The following is a 19,370-nucleotide window of genomic DNA, read 5'->3' as shown; positions in this document are numbered from 1 at the left end:
GCGAAGAGAGGCGGCGTCTAGTACCAATTTTCAAATAATTTATGGAGCCAATTTTTTCTGTCGCGAGGGTCGACCGCCTGTCGGGCGAGGCCTGTCGCCGTCGGCAGCCGAATGTCAGGCGGCGCCGTCCGGCCGGCAACGGAGCGATGCCGCGACACCGCAGCGATTGATTTGAGGCGCGGAAAATCACATTATTCCAGTCCGGCATGCCGAACAGGCCCGGATGACAATCTCCGACGCCGCCGGACAAATGCCGAAAATGGGAACATGACGGAGGTCAACCAGCCGTTGCTGCCGCGCCTCCGCGCCGTATAACAGGTGGTATATCATGCGGGAATCACCGGCCGCGGCGGAAAGCCGCGGTCATTTTCACTGTTTGCCTGAAAAGCTGCTGTTTTGTGACGACCCCACGACGGCCGAGGACGATCTGTTCAACCACGCCGCCGACGGCATGGCCGTCGCGCGCGTCTGGCAGGCGCCGCACAGTCTGGTGATTCCGGCCAGCTACCGCCGCCATGCGCAGCTGGACAGCGCGCGCCGGGCGTTCGCCGACCGCGGATGCCCTGTATTTCTGCGCCGTTCCGGCGGCGGTCTGGTGCCGCAGGGGCCCGGCATAATTAATCTCAGTCTGGCCTGGCCGCTGCGCCAGAGCCTGGGCGAAGCGGCGACGCCGGTCTACCTGCATCTGTGCGAGATCCTGCGCGACGTGCTGCGCGCTTTCGGCGTGGACAGCCATTTTCAGGCGGTAAGCGGTTCGTTCTGCGACGGCCGGTTTAATCTGGCCTGCGGCGCGGACGCCGACGCGCGCAAGATCGCCGGCACCGCGCAATGCTGGCGACCGCTGCCGGCCGACGACGGACGGGAAGGTCGACGGCACATCGTGCTGGCCCATGCGGTACTGCTGGTGGCGGCGGATCTGGCGCAGATACATCGCTGGGCCAACGGCTTCGAACAGTTGATCGGCAGCGACCGTCAGTACGATGCGGGCAAAACGGTCACCGTGGCGCAGATAAGCCGTCCGGCGCTGACGCCGGACGAACTGTGCCGGCGGGTCGGCGAGGCGCTGGGCGACGCGGTGCGGCGGCGAACCCCGCCCTTCCTCGCGCTCTGACCGCGGCGCGCGGCGCAAGACCGGCCGGCGCCGGAGCAGGTGCGTTTCCGCCGGACTTGTCCTGCGCTTGCCGCGCGACGGACGTCTTCATCCGCTTCGTCCATCGCGGGCCAACGATCCACGTGATTCAAAACGATAACGTCTTGTTCTGAAAACCGAATTATTTTAGAGCACGGATACATGCGCCGCCGGCAATGCGGGAACAAAGATGAAAACAGAACAGGGATAACTGGTTACCGTCGCGCCGCCGAGACAGGGAAAGCCCGACAAGATCCGACGGCATAAAGCGCCGAACGCAGCGAGCGGCAAGAGTGAACGCGCCCGGCGACTGCGCTATACTCATTGACGTTTGTTAACGTCCATCGCCACCCGCAACCGTGGCGAATCCGCTATCGCCGACAAGTAACCTGGGAGAGATTATGCCTGACGCCACGCCCTTTGTATTGATCCCCGGCCTGCTCGGCTCGCCGCAGCTCTATCGCGAGCAGACCACGATGCTATGGAGCGAGGGCGCCGTCATGCTGACCAACTCTTCGCTTGATGACAGCATCGCCGCAATCGCCGGCAGAATACTGGCCGGCGCGCCGGCGCGTTTTACCCTGGTTGGGCTGTCGATGGGCGGATATGTGGCGTTCGAAATCCTGCGTCAGGCGCCGCAACGGGTAGCGCGGCTGATCCTGCTGGATACCTCGGCGCGAGCCGACAGCGCGGAAGTCATTCAGGCGCGAGAACAGCAGATCGGACAAGTCGGCGCCGGCGGTTTTGACGCGATGATCGACGACGCATACGGTTTTTGCGTCCACCCTTCCCGTCTGACCGACGACGCGCTGCGCGCCGCCATACGGCAGATGGCCGGAGAAGTCGGCCCGGCAGGATTTATTCGTCAGCAGCGCGCCATTATCGGCCGCGCCGACTCGCGACCGCTGCTGGCGCAGATTCACTGCCCCACGTTAGTACTGGTGGGCGATGCGGACCGGCTGACGCCAATTGAGAACGCGCAGGAAATCGCCGCCGGCATCCGCGGCGCCTCGCTGGTTACGGTGCCGGCGTGCGGCCATGTTTCAACCCTTGAGCGCCCTGCCTTCGTCAACGAAACGATCGCCGCCTGGCTGCGCGCGACCCCGCCGGCCGGCTGAAAGATAGCGCAACCATTATGCGCAGGCCATCCCGGCGCGACGGCAAAACAACGCGCGGCGGATTCCGCGCAGCAATCAGCGCGACACGCTCAGGACAGCGGCTTGTCCGGCGCATTCTCCAGCGTTAAACCGCGCGCGCGAGCAATCGGCGGCATATCGTCCGGGTCTGAAACGACGGCATACCTGACCCAATACTTTGCGCCAAAATCGTCGTCGTCAATCACGTTATCACACCAGTAGTAGTGGTTCTTATCGCGGGCCAAAGGAGCCGGTGCGTTATCGAAGCGGCTGAATACAGGAACGACCGAGAAACTTTCCAGATCGACGCCTTCAATGACCCTTCCCAGGTAGAAAATCGCTTTTTCATCGCGGCTGTAACCGTTTGCCAGGTAGCGCCAGCTCTTGCGTTTAGCTTTGCGTATCGAGGCTCCTTCCGCGAAGGCAAACGCGTCATCATAGCCGACGAGAAAAGGCGCGCCGGATGAGCGGAACGTACGGGCATCGGCCTTGATCACCCGACGCGCGCGTTCGCTTCCCGGCGAGAAGAAAACACTGTTGACGTCCTTACCATAGCCGTAACTCCAGCGGTTATCCGAGCCATGATCGCAGGCAACAAACGTATTGGGATCGGCATTACGAACCTTGCCCATATGCGTCCAGACATGGTTACCGTCGGTCACGAATGTACGGCTCAGGACGCGAAACGTTGCCGGATTCGCGCCGGCTACACGATGGGCCCAACAATAGACGGCCCTCTCATCCTTTGAAAAACCGTTTGCATACTGCAGGAAACCTTTACGCAGTTTGAATTCGCCATCCAGTTTCGGCTTGCTGCCGTCACGCATGGCGATACATCCCCCCTCGCCAGGGCAATAGGGCAGTCCTTCAATGTCGGCATCAATGGGGTAAGGTTGCAGTTCTGGTATAATAAGCGTCGTCACGGTTCGTCCGTTCGTCTTTGGTTTTTTACAATATAACAGCCCCGCGACGGATATGCAGCCACCGCCGCGCGCGGCCGTTCAGGCGTATATTCCTTCGCAGAAAACCGGCCGGCGAGCGGCCCGGCAATGGGTGCCAGCTCCCCACATATAACATGTTAGATTTAGAATAAAAACCGCCAGTTCATTTCTCTTCCAACATTTCCCCGGCGGGTTCATTACTGTACAAATTCATTTCCGCCTTATATTCCTTACCGTATCCTTCTTCATCCCATATTTTTATCGCATATTTTTTCCATTCCTGCGCCAGATTATCCAGCTCACGGCTGAATGTAAAATAGCTGTCGCTGCCGTCATGCTGCGGTTGTGCGCCGCTGGCTATAATATGCTGACGAAATTTATCCGGATTATCAATAATCGGACAGGGCTGCATCAGATTCTTATTAAATGGAATATCACGTTTATATCCTTCAAAGAAGGGCGATTTCAGCACCTCAACGACCGATTTATCGCGAATATTATCGACCGCATACTGTTGAAAAACACAAGGCTCAACCCCGCCCTTAGCGTTAATATGCAAATAATTCGCCCCGCCGGACATACAGCCGTTCACCAGAAAACCATGGTTCCAGAAATCGGCAATAAAGGCGAAGCGGCCGGACTTACGTAATTGCTCTATCTTATGGAATCGTTCATAGCGCTGCTGCGCGCTGGGCACCAGATCGAAAGACGCATCGCGACCGATAGGCATGTATTGGAAAACCCACACGTACTCCACACCCAGTTCGCTGATAAAATCCCAATACTTATCATCCAGCATTTGTTCGTGGTTTTTACTCGTCGCCATCATGGAAGCGCCGCATAATATGCCGGCCGCGCGTAACCGATGATACGCAGTGAGGATTTTCTGAAACACGCCGTCGCCGCGCCGCCAGTCGGTCATGTTTTCCCAGCCTTCGATGGAAATCGTCACCGCCACATTGCCCAGTTCCGCCAGCCGCTGAACGCGCGACTCCGTCAGCAGCGTACCGTTGGTGTAAACCATAAAGAAGCAATCATTGAATTTGGCGAAGATACGCATAATAGCCGGGTAAACAAAGGGTTCGCCGCCGGTAAAGGTGAAAAACCTTACGCCGAGATCATAGAATTGCTGCAATATGTTCATCATTTCATCCTCTTCGAAATGATAACGGTCGCCATACAGCGCCGAATAGCAGCCTTTACAACGTAAATTGCAAGCGTAAGTCGGAGAAATTAATACCAAAAAAGGAATATGCGTATTATATTCAATACCCTTTTTATTGCGGATACTGCCGCCATAAATAAAATGATTCAGAATAAGATTATTAACCAGCTTTTCCCGCGGTTTTTTCCCCATGCCCCGCAGGGCCCTTATCCAGCCGGAAACCATCGGATCTTTGTTATGACATATTTCCGCCAGCCGGAGTAAATCATCTCTACTGTTACCGGCAAATTTAGCGCCTACGGTGAATATTTTTTCGAAGCCGTCCTCATCAACTTTATTAATAAGGGTTGATAATACCGGCGACATGGTCTTTGTAACCATTTGGTTAAACTTCGTTCCTAAACGTATCATTGCTAAGGCATCCTGTTCTGCACCACACTTATTTTATTGGGTTAAACAACTGAAAACAGTTAAGTCCGAATACCCTGAAAAAATGTTGATTCAGGTCAATATTTACATAAATACAGAAATAAATTAACGCCAGTCAAAGAGACATTTTTGCCACAGAAATGCCGATATCCTGCCATTATCAGACGAGTTATTATAGTGATATTTCATGTCTGTTTCGTTTATATTCAAAAAAATCAACAACAACCAAAAATAATCACAACAGGGTTGCCAATCGAACAAAGTGACATTTCACATTAAAATAATCAGTCGCGAGAACGATAAACGAGCGTCCGCAGCAGGTCGGCGGGCAGAGTACGCCCGACGGGGAAAACGCAGAGATGAGTACGGGCGGAAGGCGAAGCGCAATATTACGCCCATACGAATGGTTGCACCTGATGCCTTCCCCGGACAAACCACCGCAGATATACGAAAAAACAATAGATAAATCAATTTATTGTAAATTAACTCTTTGATAATTACTCCATTTCATCTCAACCAAAAGAAAACATCACATGAACATCAATTTCCCTCAAAATTAACAAGGTTGCACAAAGTTGCAACGTACTGGATAGTATCGCCTGCACAGTCTTTTATCATATTAAGGGGTGTCGAAGGCATGGGTACCACCACGATGGGCGTTAAACTGGATGAAGCCACGCGCGACAGAATCAGGCTGGCCGCCGGGAAACTGGATCGCACGCCGCACTGGCTGATTAAACAGGCGATTTTCAACTACCTTGACTGGCTGGAGGCGGAAAACACGCTGCAGGATAGCGCCTCGCCGGCGGCGGAAGGCGAGCAGGAAACGCCGGTCGTCGATGAGCCATATCAGCCGTTCCTCGACTTCGCCGGCCAGATCCTGCCGCAGTCAGTCACGCGCGCCGCCATCACCGCGGCCTGGCGTCGCCCCGAAACGGAGGCGGTACCGATGCTGCTGGAGCTGGCCCGGTTGCCCGCTAAACCAGCGGAAAAAACCAGACAACTGGCGAGCCGCCTTGCCGAACAGCTAAGGAAACAGAAAGGCGCCGCCGGTCGCGCCGGCATGGTACAGGGGCTGCTGCAGGAGTTTTCCCTCTCCTCGCAGGAGGGCGTGGCGCTCATGTGCCTGGCGGAGGCGCTGCTGCGCATCCCCGATAAACCGACCCGCGATGCGTTGATCCGCGACAAAATCAGCCGGGGCAACTGGCAGTCGCATCTGGGCCACAGTCCCTCCCTGTTCGTCAACGCCGCCACCTGGGGCCTGCTGTTTACCGGCCGGCTGGTTTCCACCCATAATGAGGCCAGCCTGTCGCGTTCGCTCAACCGGATTATCGGCAAGAGCGGCGAATCGCTGATCCGTAAAGGCGTGGACATGGCGATGCGCCTGATGGGCGAACAGTTCGTCACCGGCGAGAGCATCGCCGACGCGCTGGCCAACGCCCGCAAGCTGGAAGAGAAAGGCTTCAGCTACTCCTACGACATGCTGGGCGAGACGGCTCTGACCGACAGCGACGCCCAGGCTTACCTGCTTTCCTACCAGCAGGCGATCCACGCTATCGGCAAGGCGTCCAACGGCCGCGGCATCTACCAGGGTCCAGGCATCTCGATTAAGCTGTCGGCGCTTCATCCTCGCTACTGCCGCGCCCAGTATGAACGGGTAATGGACGAACTGTACCCGATTCTGAAATCACTGACGCTGCTGGCGCGCAGTTACGATATCGGCATCAATATCGATGCCGAAGAGGCCGACAGGCTCGAACTGTCGCTCGACCTGCTGGAAAAACTGTGTTTCGATGCCGAACTGGACGGCTGGAACGGCATCGGCTTCGTCATTCAGGCCTATCAGAAACGCTGCCCATTCGTCATCGACGCGCTGATCGAACTGGCGCAGCGCAGCCGCCGGCGACTGATGATTCGGCTGGTGAAAGGCGCCTATTGGGACAGCGAGATCAAACGCGCGCAGCAGGACGGGCTGGAGGGCTATCCGGTTTATACCCGCAAGGTGTACACCGATATCTCATACCTCGCCTGCGCGCGCAAACTGCTGTCCGCGCCGAACCTGATCTATCCGCAGTTCGCCACCCACAATGCCCACACGCTGGCGGCTATCTACCATCTGGCCGGCAATAACTACTACCCGGGCCAGTATGAATTCCAGTGCCTGCACGGTATGGGCGAACCGCTGTACGAACAGGTGGTGGGCAAAGTGGCCGACGGTAAACTGGATCGCCCCTGCCGCATCTACGCGCCGGTCGGCAGCCACGAAACGCTGCTGGCCTACCTGGTGCGCCGCCTGCTGGAAAACGGCGCCAACACCTCGTTCGTCAACCGGATTGCGGATACCGCCCTGCCGCTGGACGAACTGGTGGCCGATCCGGTGATCACGGTGGAAAAGATGGCGGCGACCGAAGGCGTCATCGGCCTGCCGCACCCCAGAATCGCGCTGCCGGGCGAGCTGTATGGCGAAACGCGCCGCAACGCCGCCGGTCTCGACCTGGCGAATGAACACCGGCTGGCTTCCCTCTCCAGCGCCCTGCTCAACTCCGCCGCCCGTCCGTGGCTGGCGCAGCCGATGATCGCCGGTTCGTGCGCCGGCGAAACGCCGCCCTTCGAGCCGGTGATTAACCCGGCGCAACCGGCGGATATCGTCGGCCGGGCGCGCGAGGCCGGCGAGCAGGAAATCGACCATGCGCTGCAGGCGGCGCTGGACGCCGCGCCCATCTGGTTCGCCACGCCGCCGCAGGAACGCGCGGCCATTCTCGAACGCGCGGCGACGTCGATGGAAGGCCAGACGCAGCAGTTGATCGGTCTGCTGGTGCGCGAGGCGGGTAAGACCTACGCCAATGCGATCGCCGAAGTACGTGAAGCGGTCGATTTCCTGCGTTACTACGCCAGCCAGGCGCGCGACGATTTCGATAATGACACCCATCGTCCGCTCGGCCCGCTGGTATGCATCAGCCCGTGGAATTTCCCGCTGGCGATCTTCACCGGTCAGATAGCGGCCGCCCTCGCCGCCGGCAACAGCGTTCTGGCCAAACCGGCGGAGCAAACGCCGCTCATCGCCGCTCAGGCGGTGCAAATTCTGTTCGGGGCCGGCGTGGCGCCCGGCGTACTGCAGTTGCTGCCCGGCCGGGGAGAGACGGTCGGCGCGCGGCTGATCGCCGACGATCGCGTGCGCGGCGTGCTGTTCACCGGTTCTGGCGCCGTAGCGTCGCTGCTGCAGCGCAACCTTGCCGGCCGGCTGGATGCGCAGGGCCGTCCGACGCCGTTAATCGCCGAAACCGGCGGCATCAACGCGCTGATCGTCGACTCCTCCGCTCTGACCGAACAGGTGGTGAGCGATGTCATAACCTCCGCGTTCGACAGCGCCGGCCAGCGCTGCTCCGCGCTGCGGTTGTTGTGCATACAGGAGGATGTCGCCGGGCACACGCTAAAAATGCTGCGCGGCGCGATGGCCGAATACCGCATGGGCAATCCGGACCGGCTGTCTACCGATATCGGCCCGGTGATCGACGCCGAAGCCAGAGACAACATCGAACGTCACATTCAGGCGATGCGCGCCAAAGGACTGACCGTCTATCGGGCGGTAAAAACCGACGCGCAGGACAGCAACGAGTGGCGCGAGGGCACCTTCGTCATTCCTGCGCTGATCGAGCTGAACGCCGTCGAAGATCTGGATAAAGAGGTCTTTGGCCCGGTGCTGCATATCGTGCGCTATCGCCGCGCGGCGCTGCCTGACCTGATCCGACAGATCAACGCCGCCGGCTACGGCCTGACCATGGGCGTCCATACCCGGATCGATGAGACGATCGCCCTGGCGCAGCAACAGGCCCGGGTCGGCAACCTGTACGTCAACCGCAATATGGTCGGCGCGGTGGTCGGCGTCCAGCCGTTCGGCGGCGAGGGGCTGTCCGGCACCGGCCCTAAGGCCGGCGGACCGCTCTACCTGTACCGCCTGCTGGCGCAACGCCCGGAAAATGCGCTGGCCGATGCGCTGGCGCGCCTGCCGCAGGACGGCGAACCGGCGCGGCCGTGGGCGGCCGTGCATCAGGCGCTGAGCGAATGGGCCGACGGCAGGCCGCAATTGTCCGCCCTGTGCCGGCGCTTTGCCGCGCTGGCGCAGAGCGGCACCCGGCGTCTGCTGCCGGGGCCGACCGGCGAACGCAACGCCTATGCCCTGTTGCCGCGTGAGCGCGTACTGTGCCTGAGCGACAACGAGCAGGATGCGCTGATTCAGCTGGCCGCCGTCGTCGGCGTCGGCTGTCGGGCGCTGTGGACGGACGACGTCCTGCACCGTCAGCTGTGGGAAGCATTGCCGGAAGCGGTGCGCACGCGCATCGATCTGAGCCCCGACCCGCTGGCGGCCGACGCGCGTTTCGACGCGGTGATCCACCACGGCGATGCGGATCGCCTGCGCACGCTGTGCGAACGCGTCGCCAGCCGCGACGGCGCCATCATCCCGGTGCAGGGCTTTGCGCACGGCGAATCGGACATTTTGCTGGAGCGCCTGCTGCTCGAACGTTCGCTGAGCGTTAATACCGCCGCCGCCGGCGGCAACGCCAGCCTGATGACCATCGGCTAAACCTCGCCGCCGGTCCGGCGCGAACTGGCAATTGCGGCGCCGACGCGCCACAATAGCGCCGCATAACGCCGCGAGATTATCGGCCCGCCCCCTGACGGAGCGGGCCGCCGGCTGTCGGCGCTGAACCATCCCGCCCATGAGGTATGACCGATGCAGATTGAACCCCTGCCCCCGCTGAATACGCTGATCGCCTTCGAGTGCGTGGCGCGCTACGGCAATATTTCGCGCGCCGCGGAAGAGCTTAATCTGACCCAGAGCGCCACCAGCAGGCAGATCCTGCAGCTTGAGGAGACGCTCGGCTGCAAGCTGTTCCAGCGCACGCAACGCCGGGTACTGCTGACGCCGCGCGGCGAGGCCTATGCCGCGCAGGTGCGCAAACAGCTGGCCGAGCTGTCGCAGGCCACCGCGGAGGTCATGGGCTGGAGCGGACTGCCGCAGGTCACCATCGCCTGCACCAGCGCTATGGCTTCGCTGTGGCTCTCTTCACGCCTCTCCTCTCTGCGCCTGCTGCTGCCGGAACTGCAGATCCGCATGAAGATTTCGGATAGCTTCGCCGATTTGCGCTCCTCCGAGTTCGATCTGGCGATCTTTTATCTGCGCGAACCGCCGCCGGGTTTTCATACTTCGCCGCTGTTCGATGAAATCTGCTATCCGATGTGCGCGCCGGACTATTTGCCGCGCATCGACGTCGCGCAGCACGCCGAAAGCCTGCTGCAGCATACCCTGCTGATTCAGGACGACCCGCAGCGCGAATGGACCGGCTGGCGAGACTGGTTCGCCGCCCAGGGCGTAACCGGGTTTTATCCGCGCCAGACGTGGCGCGCGAACAATTACCCTTTTCTGGTCCAGTGCGCTATTCAGGGGGACGGTATCTTGCTTGGCTGGGAAGGCATGGTGCAGGATTATCTCAGCCGCGGCGAGCTGGTCGCCGCCTGGCCGAGCAAACTGGCGGCCAACGGAAAATGTTATTTGATGACGCCGCAAGACCGTTATACCAAACCGATTCTGCGCCGGGTTATCGACTGGCTACGCCCTAAATAATTAGCGACGCGAAAAAGGCGGACTATTTATATTCGTCAGACTTCAGATGCTGCGCTCAATTATTTATTCGGCCGGGCGCCGGGCCTCCCCTGCGGCGTCGCCGTCGTCGGCGTTCAAATCCGCATCCGCCGGATTCGTCGTCCGAATCACCGACCGGTGTAAGTCCATCGGGATTAATGCAAGACATCCTGCCGCTCACCGAAGGTCAGTTGTTGGCCGGGCAAATTCGTTCCAGCCGAATTTATCCGCCGCCTGCCGTATACCCAAAATAGTTCGAATAGCGGGAAGGCGGCGACACCGTGAATCCCCGGGAGCTTACGCCAGTATGTGGCTGGGGTGAGCAAAGCGCGCCCACGCACCTGCGTTCTGGAGTATGAAGGGTATATAACTGTAAATAATCCGTCAGCGCATTAAATCCCACGCCGTACCTTTGGCATACTTTTTTCTTATATATTGCCTGCGTTCTAAATAATTTACGCGCCAGGATAAAACCTTATCGTTTTGAATAACGCAACGCGCTGGTCCTTTATGCGCGACGCGCATGAATGCGCCGCGTTACGCGCCAGCCGGATAGCCAATAGGATTTGAATGACGCAGGCGGCGGCCGCGCCGGGTAAGGCGCGGGGACGAGACAAATAATCAGAAGCGGGCAACGCACACGCAACCAGATGTATCGCGAGGATAAAAAATTAATAACCGCGATATCGGTTTGCTACGCGGCATGATTAATTTAAATCGAACGGCGGAGTTTTATTCTTTAAGGCAAAACGGCGACGGCGCGAGGCATGCATGCCGATCAGGGTAAAAATCAGCCACATCGTCTGCGAAATAACCGCGGCCAAATTAAAATCGTGGCTCAGGGAATAGAGCCCGCAGGCGCCGCCGACAATATTCAGATACGCGTAAATATTGGAGTCAATCATTAGCTTGCGTAACTGGACCAGCGCATAAGCCAGCAGATAACAAAATACGCCAATTAAGCCAATGACGGTATGCAGTTCCACATGCCTATTCCCCCTTCCGGACTCGATGATTAGGAAAATAGGCCTTTTTACGGTATCCTGCAGTGCATTTTTCGCATAGTTTGATACATAAAACTCATATATCAGGCTTAACGCGTTTTGATATATATCATAATTATTTCACTCCGCTAAGAGGGTGATAAGTAAATACAGAGACCAACACCATGGGGAGGAATAAATGAAAAAAGAGCATTCGGATTTACAGAAATTACTCGAGCACGCTCAATTTAGCCGCCGGTCATTTCTTAATACCGCCGCGCTTCTCGGAGCAGGCAGCGTACTTTCTTTATCTCCTCTGAGCGGTTTCGCCGCCGACGCCGCGCCGAAGAAAGGCGGAGTACTCAAATTGGGTATGTCGGGCGGAAATACCAGCGATACGCTCGATCCCACGCTGTTCAGCGACTGGGTTCCGCTCAACCAGGCCTATATGCTGATGAACGGTCTGGTCGAAATCGATGAAAACAACCAGGCGACGCCCGAACTGCTGGCTGGCTGGCTGGCCGAACCGGGCGCCAAAGAGTGGCGCTTTAAGGTGCGCCAGGGCGTAACGTTCCATAACGGCAAAACGCTGGACGCGGACGATATCCTGTACTCCATCAACCTGCACCGCGGCGATCAATCGCGCAGCGCCATCAAATCGCAGTTGGCCAGCATCACCAGCCTGCGCAAGAGCGCGGCCGATGAAATCGCCATCACGCTCGACAGCGGCAATGCGGATCTGCCGTTCCTGCTGGCCGATTACCACCTGATGGTGGTGCCGAACGGCTTCACCGACTGGTCGCATCCCATCGGCACCGGCGGTTTCACCTTCGAGCACTATCAGCCTGGCGTACGCTCCCTGTTCAAACGCAATCCCAATTACTGGAAGCCGGATCGCGCCTTCGTCGATGCGGTGGAGGTGCTGGTGATCAACGATCCGACGGCGCGCACCAACGCGCTGATTTCCGGCCAGGTGCACGCGATTAACCGCGTCGATTTCAAAACCGTCGACTTCCTGAAACGCAGCCCGGCGCTGAATATCATTCGCTCCTCCGGCGGACAACACTTCACCTTTCTGATGGATTGCCGCGTCGCGCCGTTCAACGATAACAATGTGCGCATGGCGATTAAACACGGCATCGACCGGGAAAAAATTCTCGCCACCGTGCTGCGCGGTTACGGCAGTCTGGGCAACGATCATCCGATCCCGAAGACCGATCGCTTCTTCAACAAGGCGCTGCCGCAGCGCGCCTACGATCCGGATAAGGCCAAATTCTATCTGAACAAAGCGGGCCTGAGCACGCTGCCGCTTGAGCTGTCCTCTTCCGACGCGGCCTTCGCCGGCGCGCTCGACGCCGCCGCCCTGTACCAGGGACAGGCGGGTCAGGCGGGTATGAAAATCACCATCAAGCGCCAGCCGGCGGACAGCTACTGGGACGACGTGTGGATGAAAGCGCCGTTCAGCATGGGCTACTGGGGCGGACGGCCGACCGCCGACCAGATGTTTTCCACCGCCTGGCAATCCAGCGCCAAATGGAACGACGCGCACTGGAAGAACGAGCGGTTCGACGCGCTGCTGCTGCAGGCGCGTTCCCTGCTGGATGAGAAACAGCGCGGCGAAATTTACGGCGAACTGCAAAGCATTGCGCGCGACGACGGCGGCGCGATGATTCCGCTGTTCGGCGATTATCTGGATGCAGCCAGCAAAAAACTGGGCGGCGTGAAACCCCATCCGTTGTTCAACTTTATGGGGGGCCGTCTGGCTGAACGCGTCTGGCTGGAGTCATGATGAAAAAGCAAATTCTTCATCGCCTGTTGCTGGGCATTCTGACGCTCTGGCTGGTCTCTGTACTGATCTTTCTCGGCACCGAACTGCTGCCTGGCGACATCGCCAGCGCGCTGCTCGGGCAAAACGGCACCCCGGAAACCGTGGCCGCGCTGCGCACGCAGCTGGGGCTGGATCAGCCGGCCATCTGGCGCTACCTGAACTGGCTGGGCGGCGTGGTGCAGGGCGATCTGGGCACCTCGCTGGCCAACGGCCGGCCGATCGGCGAAGAGTTGCTGCCGCGGCTGGGAAACACGCTGTTCCTGGCCGCCTATGCCGCGCTGATCGCGATCCCGCTGGCGGTGGCGCTCGGCATCGGCTGCGCCATCTGGCGCGGCTCGCTGTTCGATCGTCTGGCCAACTCGCTGACGCTGCTGAGCATCTCGGTGCCGGAATTTTTCGTCGGCTACCTGCTGGTGATGTTCTTCTCCATTCATTTCGCCTGGTTCCCCAGCCTGGCGATGGTCAGCCCGGACGCCTCGCTGAGTCAGCGCCTCTACGACGCTACGCTGCCGATGCTCACGCTGGTGCTGGTGGTGCTGGCGCACATGCTGCGCATGACCCGCGCGTCGGTCGGCGCGGTAATGTCGAGCAGCTATATCGAAACGGCGCTGCTGAAAGGCATCCCGCGCTGGCGCATCGTGCTGGGCCACGCGCTGCCCAACGCGCTGGCGCCGATTATTAACGTCATAGCCTTTAATCTCGCGTATCTGGTCGTCGGCGTGATCCTGGTGGAAGTGGTATTCGTCTATCCGGGCATCGGGCAACTGATGGTCGACGCGGTCAGCAAGCGGGATCTGCCCGTGGTGCAGGCGTGCGGGCTGCTGTTCGGCGGCACTTATATCCTGCTGAACACCCTCGCCGATCTGCTGGCTATCTGGTGCAACCCCCGTTTACGACATGCGAGGTAAGGCATGAAAAGAATAAATACTCGCGGCATACCAATCTCCGCCTGGCTTGGTTTGTTTATTATCGCCGTCAATCTGATCGGCGCGCTGTTCGCGCCCTGGCTGGCGCCGCACGGCGAAACCGCCCAGGTGGGCGATATCTGGATGCTGCCTTCGGCCGACTCGCCGCTCGGCACCGACAGCCTGGGGCGCGATATGCTGTCGCGCATTCTGTTCGGCGCGCGCACCACCATCGCCATCGCGCTGGTCATCACCTTTAGCTCCTTCATCATTGGGATCATCACCGGCTTCACCGCCGCTATTTACGGCCGCTGGGTGGATATCGTGCTGACCCGTATCGTCGATACGCTGATGTCGATACCGGTGTTGATTCTGGCGCTGATCGTCCTGTCGGTGCTGGGCACCTCGATTCCGGTGCTGGTCGCCACCATCGCGCTGCTGGACGCCACCCGCGTATTTCGGCTGGCGCGTCTGGTGGCGCAGGGCATCGTCTGTCAGGAGTATGTCGAACTGGCGCGGCTGCGCGGCGAGGGCCTGCGCTGGATCCTGACGCGGGAAATCCTGCCGAACGCCATTCCGCCGCTGCTGGCCGAATTCGGCATGCGCTTCTGTTTCACCTTTCTGTTCATCGCCGGACTCAGCTTTCTGGGGCTGGGCATTCAGCCGCCGTACGCCGACTGGGGCAGCATGGTGCGCGACAACGCCCAGGCCATCAACTTCGGTCAGCTGGCGCCGCTCTATCCGGCGGCGGCCATCGCGTTGCTGACCATCGGCGTCAACCTGGTGGTGGACTGGCTGCTGGCGCGCAACAACCTGTCTCTGGGGGATGAAGCATGAACCAACCCATTCTTGCCATGCGCGGTCTGCGCATAGAAACCACCGAAGGCGTGCCGCTGGTGCGGGATATCTCGCTGGCGCTGCAGGCCGGCGAAGTGCTCGGTCTGATCGGCGAATCCGGCGCCGGCAAGTCCACCATCGGACTGGCCGCGCTCGGCTATACCCGGCCGGGCTGCCTCATCAGCGCCGGCGAAGTGCGGATTAACGGCCAGTACATCGTACCGCTGTCCGCCGCCGGCAAACAGGACATTCGCGGCAAGCGCGTGGCCTACGTGGCGCAGAGCGCCGCCGCCGCGTTCAATCCCGCGCTGACCATCGGCAAACAGGTGTGCGAAGGCCCGCTGCGCCACGGCCTAATGAACAAGAGCGAAGCGCAACAATGGGCGGTCACGCTGTTTAAGGCGCTGGATTTGCCGGATGCGGAAAACATCGGCAAACGCTATCCGCATCAGCTTTCGGGCGGTCAGCTGCAGCGCGCCATGGCGGCGATGGCGATGTCCTGCAAACCCGATCTGCTGGTGATGGACGAACCGACCACCGCACTGGACGTCACCACGCAGATTGAGGTGCTGGTTATGCTGCGCAAACTGGTGCGCGAGTTCAACACCGCCGCGCTGTATATCACGCACGACCTCGCGGTGGTGGCGCAAATCGCCGACCGCATCATGGTGCTGCGCCAGGGGCGCGAAGTCGAATGCGGAGCCACGGACGACATCCTGCAGTCGCCGCGCGAGGCGTATACTCAACAGCTGGTGGCCGAGCGGGTGCATGCGCTGACGCCCGTCCGGCAGGCGGAGGCCGGAGCGCCGGCGCTGCTGGCGTTGGATCGCCTCAGCACCGGCTACAACGGCAAACGCGTGGTGCACGATATTTCCCTGGCGCTGCCGAAGGGGCAAACGCTGGCGATTATCGGCGAATCGGGCAGCGGCAAGAGCACTCTGGCGCGCGCGCTGTGCGGCCTGCTGAACGATACCGTCGGCGAGGTGACGTTTGACGGCGCGCCGCTGGCCAACCGCTATCAGCAGCGAAACAAAGAGACGCTGCGCCGTATCCAGATCATTTATCAGTTGCCCGACGTGGCGCTTAACCCGCGACAAACCATCCTGGACGCAATCGGCCGGCCGATGGCCTTCTATTTCGGCCATAATAAAAAGCAGGTGCGGGCGCGCGTGGAAGAACTGCTGCAGTTGACTGAACTGCCGGTCTCGCTGGTCGATCGCTACCCGGGCGAGCTGTCCGGCGGGCAGAAACAGCGCGTCTGTATCGCCCGGGCGCTGGCCGCCAACCCGGAGCTGATTATCTGCGACGAGGCCACCTCAGCGCTCGATCCGCTGGTCGCCGAAGGCGTGCTGAACCTGCTGCGCCGTTTGCAGGAGAAGCTCGGCCTCTCCTATCTGTTTATCACCCACGACCTCGGCACGGTGAAACGCGTCGCCCAGCAGGTGGCGGTGATGTATCAGGGCCATATCGTGGCGCAGGGGCCGACCGGACGAGTATTCAGCGCGCCGATGCACCCCTACACCGAAAAACTGCTGACCTCCGTACCCGAAATGCGCCGCACCTGGCTCGACGAGGCGCTGGAAAAACGCGACAACGACATTCTGGCAGAGACATAAAATGAAGAAAATAGTGACTCATTTTCCGCACAATGTGGCGGTCACCGAACATTTCTGGATTCCGCTGGCGGACGGCACGCGCCTGGCGGCGCGGATGTGGCTGCCGGAAGGCGCGCACGGCCAGCCGGTTCCGGCGATCCTGGAGTATATCCCCTACCGTAAGCGCGACGGCACCCGCACGCGCGACGAACCGATGCACGGCTGGTTCGCCGGCCACGGCTATGCGGTTTTGCGCGTCGATATGCGCGGCAGCGGTGAATCGGACGGCCTGCTGGCCGACGAATATCTGTTGCAGGAACAGGAAGACGCGCTGGAAGTGATCGACTGGATTAGCCGCCAGATCTGGTGCAGCGGCGCGGTCGGCATGATGGGCAAATCCTGGGGCGGCTTCAACTGCCTGCAGCTGGCCGCCCGTCGCCCGCCGGCGCTGAAGGCCATTATCACGGTGTGCTCAACCGACGATCGCTACAACGACGATATCCACTACAAAGGCGGTTGCCTGCTGAACGATAACCTGTGGTGGGGCGGTATCATGCTGGCCTATCAGAGCCGCCCGCAGGATCCCGAGCTGGTGGGCGAAGGCTGGTATCAGGACTGGATGCGGCGGCTCGACAATATGCCGTTATTCCCGGCGCTGTGGATGGCGCACCCGCTGCGCGACGCCTACTGGCGCCATGCGTCGGTGGGCGAAGACTGGTCGGCCATTCAATGCCCGGTGATGGCGATCGGCGGCTGGGCCGACGCCTACAGCAATGCGGTCTTTCGCCTGATGGACAATCTGCAGGTGCCGCGCAAAGCGATCATCGGCCCCTGGGCGCATATCTATCCGCAGGACGGCACGCCGCAGCCGGCGATCGGCTTCCTGCAGGAGGGCGTACGCTGGTGGGACCGCTGGCTGAAAGGCGTCGACAACGACGTACTGGACGGCCCGCGCGTGCAGGCCTGGCTTAACGACAGCCAGCGCCCCTCCTCGCAGCGGCCGCAGGCATTCGGCGAATGGATCGGCATCGACGGCGACAGCGCGGCGGCCGGCGCCCCGCGCGCGTTTTATCTGCGCCGCGGCCAGTTGAACGATCGGCCCGACGAAACCGCCGGCTGGCGCGACATCTGCTCGCCGCAGAGCCACGGCCTGATGGGCGGCGAATGGATGGGCGCCGGCGTGCCGGGCGAAAGCCCCGGCGATCAGCGCATCGATGACGGCCAGGCCGAGTGCTTCGACAGCGAGCCGCTGAGCGAAGCGCTGACGATATATGGCTTCCCGCGGTTCAGCGTGGCGCTGAAAAGCGACAAACCGGCGGCCATGCTGTATGTACGGCTGTCGGACGTGGCGCCGGACGGCGCGGTGACTCGCGTTTCGCACGGCTGGATGAACCTGAGCCATCGGCAGGGGCAGGATCGGGCCGTCGCGCTGACGCCGGGCGAAACCATCGATGTCGACGTCCAGCTGGACGGCATCGCCTGGCGCTTCGCCGCCGGCCACCGGCTGCGCGTTTCGCTGGCCACCACCTTCTGGCCGATGGTATGGCCGATGGCCGAAGCGGCGACGCTCAGCGTCGATCTGACCCGCGCCGCGCTGCGCCTGCCGGTCTGCGACTCGGTTCAGCCGGTCGCCGGCCCGGATCCGCAGCCGGCGACCGCGCCCGATACGCCGCTGACTATTCTGTCGCCCGGGCGGGTCGATCGTCATGCCTCTTACGATATCGTCACCGATACCTGGACCTACGTCACTGAAGGCATCGGCGGCGTGTTTGGCGAGGGGGTGTACCGCTTTGACGATATCGATACCACCGTCGACCACAGTCTGCGGCGCCAGTTGACGATTAACAGTCAGAATCCCCTGTCGGCCAGCTACCTGCTTACCCAAACCATGAAAATGGGACGGGAAGGCTGGTGGACCGAAGCGGATATTACGCTGGAGCTACGCGGCGATCTCAGCCACTTTATCCTTAGCGCCGACATGCGGGTTCAGCACAACGGCAGCGAAGTCTTCAGCCGTCAGTGGGAGCAACGCATTCCGCGCTAATCGCCTGCGCCCGCCGCGCCGCGGCGGGCGTCTCTTCCATGTTATCCTTCGCGTCGCGCCCGGCGCCGGTCAGTCATTGGGATAAAAACAGCGCATGCGCCCGGCAACAGCCGTTGTTATCATACCGGACGGTACCGGTCGACGCCCGCCGGTCAACAGCGGACGACGCCTTTCAATGAGACTGAAGCATGGATATAACTTTTCCCGTGGCAACCGATACCGCCACTCTCGTTATCTTCGATCTGCAGGCGCTGAAACATCGAATCGCCGATACCGCCGACTGGTGGAGCATTGAGGAAGATGCGATCGACGAAATGAATAACGGCAACGTTATTTTTCTGGATCTGCGCGCCGACGGCGCATATCGGGTGGAACTGGTCGGAACGCTGACAAACGCCGACGGTAGCCTGTCGATTCACTGTCCGTCGGGTCAGGTGTTTATCGGCGCGGGCGAGGACACGACCGGCGATGATCTGGAGCCGGATGATTCCGCCTGTATATCAGGCAGATTCATCGACATCGCCGCCGGCCGTTATGCCGTAGGCTTTAAACGCGATGACAATGTCATCAGGTTATCTTTTGCACCGACGCAGGAAAGCAAAAACAGCCTTAGCGAGATCGTTCGGTTATAACGTCGCGGCTAATCGGCGCCCATAAATGTAGCCCCGGCATACGGAAAACGGCGTATGACGGACGGCCTTCCTGGCGCATAAGCGCTGCACCGCGGCGCGAACCGG

General features: G+C 60.4%; 13 protein-coding genes. 10 read left to right on the top strand and 3 right to left on the bottom strand.

Features of this window, described 5'->3' with window-relative positions:
• Window positions 1–328: 328 nt before the first annotated feature.
• Together FJU30_RS15125 and FJU30_RS15120 are read left to right on the top strand one after the other, a co-directional pair.
• Window positions 329–1,111: a lipoyl protein ligase domain-containing protein gene (locus tag FJU30_RS15125; protein ID WP_150435801.1), complete on the top strand. Its 783-nt coding sequence runs from the start codon at window positions 329–331 to the stop codon at window positions 1,109–1,111.
• Between the two features lie 419 nt (window positions 1,112–1,530).
• Window positions 1,531–2,247, top strand: a complete 717-nt coding sequence (locus tag FJU30_RS15120) for an alpha/beta fold hydrolase (RefSeq protein WP_150435800.1) — start codon at window positions 1,531–1,533, stop codon at window positions 2,245–2,247.
• An 89-nt stretch (window positions 2,248–2,336) separates the two neighbouring features.
• On the opposite strand, the gene FJU30_RS15115 is transcribed toward FJU30_RS15120, so the two are convergent.
• Both FJU30_RS15115 and FJU30_RS15110 read right to left on the bottom strand, forming a co-directional pair.
• Window positions 2,337–3,188, bottom strand: a complete 852-nt coding sequence (locus tag FJU30_RS15115; RefSeq protein WP_150435799.1) for a DKNYY domain-containing protein — start codon at window positions 3,186–3,188, stop codon at window positions 2,337–2,339.
• Window positions 3,189–3,369: 181 nt separating this feature from the next.
• Complete coding sequence (locus FJU30_RS15110; RefSeq protein ID WP_223881602.1) at window positions 3,370–4,563, bottom strand: radical SAM protein; 1,194 nt, start codon at window positions 4,561–4,563, stop codon at window positions 3,370–3,372.
• An 874-nt stretch (window positions 4,564–5,437) separates the two neighbouring features.
• Between FJU30_RS15110 and putA the strand changes: the two genes are divergently transcribed.
• Both putA and FJU30_RS15100 read left to right on the top strand, forming a co-directional pair.
• Complete coding sequence (gene putA, locus FJU30_RS15105) at window positions 5,438–9,382, top strand: trifunctional transcriptional regulator/proline dehydrogenase/L-glutamate gamma-semialdehyde dehydrogenase (RefSeq protein ID WP_150435797.1); 3,945 nt, start codon at window positions 5,438–5,440, stop codon at window positions 9,380–9,382.
• A 150-nt stretch (window positions 9,383–9,532) separates the two neighbouring features.
• Window positions 9,533–10,423 carry a LysR substrate-binding domain-containing protein gene (locus FJU30_RS15100; protein WP_150435796.1) on the top strand — a complete coding sequence of 297 codons (891 nt, stop codon included), beginning with the start codon at window positions 9,533–9,535 and terminating at the stop codon, window positions 10,421–10,423.
• A 725-nt stretch (window positions 10,424–11,148) separates the two neighbouring features.
• Here the strand turns inward: FJU30_RS15100 and FJU30_RS15095 are convergent.
• Window positions 11,149–11,427 (bottom strand): CBU_0592 family membrane protein, encoded by a 279-nt coding sequence (locus tag FJU30_RS15095; RefSeq protein ID WP_150435795.1) that lies wholly within the window; start codon window positions 11,425–11,427, stop codon window positions 11,149–11,151.
• A 196-nt stretch (window positions 11,428–11,623) separates the two neighbouring features.
• Between FJU30_RS15095 and FJU30_RS15090 the strand changes: the two genes are divergently transcribed.
• The 6 genes from FJU30_RS15090 (at window position 11,624) to FJU30_RS15065 (ending at window position 19,265) form a co-directional block, all read left to right on the top strand.
• Entirely contained in the window at window positions 11,624–13,213 is a 1,590-nt protein-coding gene (locus FJU30_RS15090; protein WP_150435794.1) for an ABC transporter substrate-binding protein, read from the top strand.
• Complete coding sequence (locus FJU30_RS15085; RefSeq protein ID WP_150435877.1) at window positions 13,213–14,160, top strand: ABC transporter permease; 948 nt, start codon at window positions 13,213–13,215, stop codon at window positions 14,158–14,160. Before FJU30_RS15090 ends, FJU30_RS15085 begins: the two co-directional genes overlap by 1 nt.
• Window positions 14,161–14,163: 3 nt before the next feature.
• Complete coding sequence (locus FJU30_RS15080; RefSeq protein WP_150435793.1) at window positions 14,164–14,994, top strand: ABC transporter permease; 831 nt, start codon at window positions 14,164–14,166, stop codon at window positions 14,992–14,994.
• Complete coding sequence (locus FJU30_RS15075; RefSeq protein ID WP_150435792.1) at window positions 14,991–16,610, top strand: ABC transporter ATP-binding protein; 1,620 nt, start codon at window positions 14,991–14,993, stop codon at window positions 16,608–16,610. Before FJU30_RS15080 ends, FJU30_RS15075 begins: the two co-directional genes overlap by 4 nt.
• Before the next feature lies 1 nt (window position 16,611).
• Entirely contained in the window at window positions 16,612–18,633 is a 2,022-nt protein-coding gene (locus FJU30_RS15070; protein WP_150435791.1) for a CocE/NonD family hydrolase, read from the top strand.
• A gap of 188 nt (window positions 18,634–18,821) precedes the next feature.
• Complete coding sequence (locus FJU30_RS15065) at window positions 18,822–19,265, top strand: DUF6386 family protein (protein WP_150435790.1); 444 nt, start codon at window positions 18,822–18,824, stop codon at window positions 19,263–19,265.
• The last annotated feature ends 105 nt before the right edge of the window (window positions 19,266–19,370 follow it).

The organism is Affinibrenneria salicis (assembly GCF_008710095.1).
This window is presented reverse-complemented; position numbering and strand designations above follow the sequence as displayed.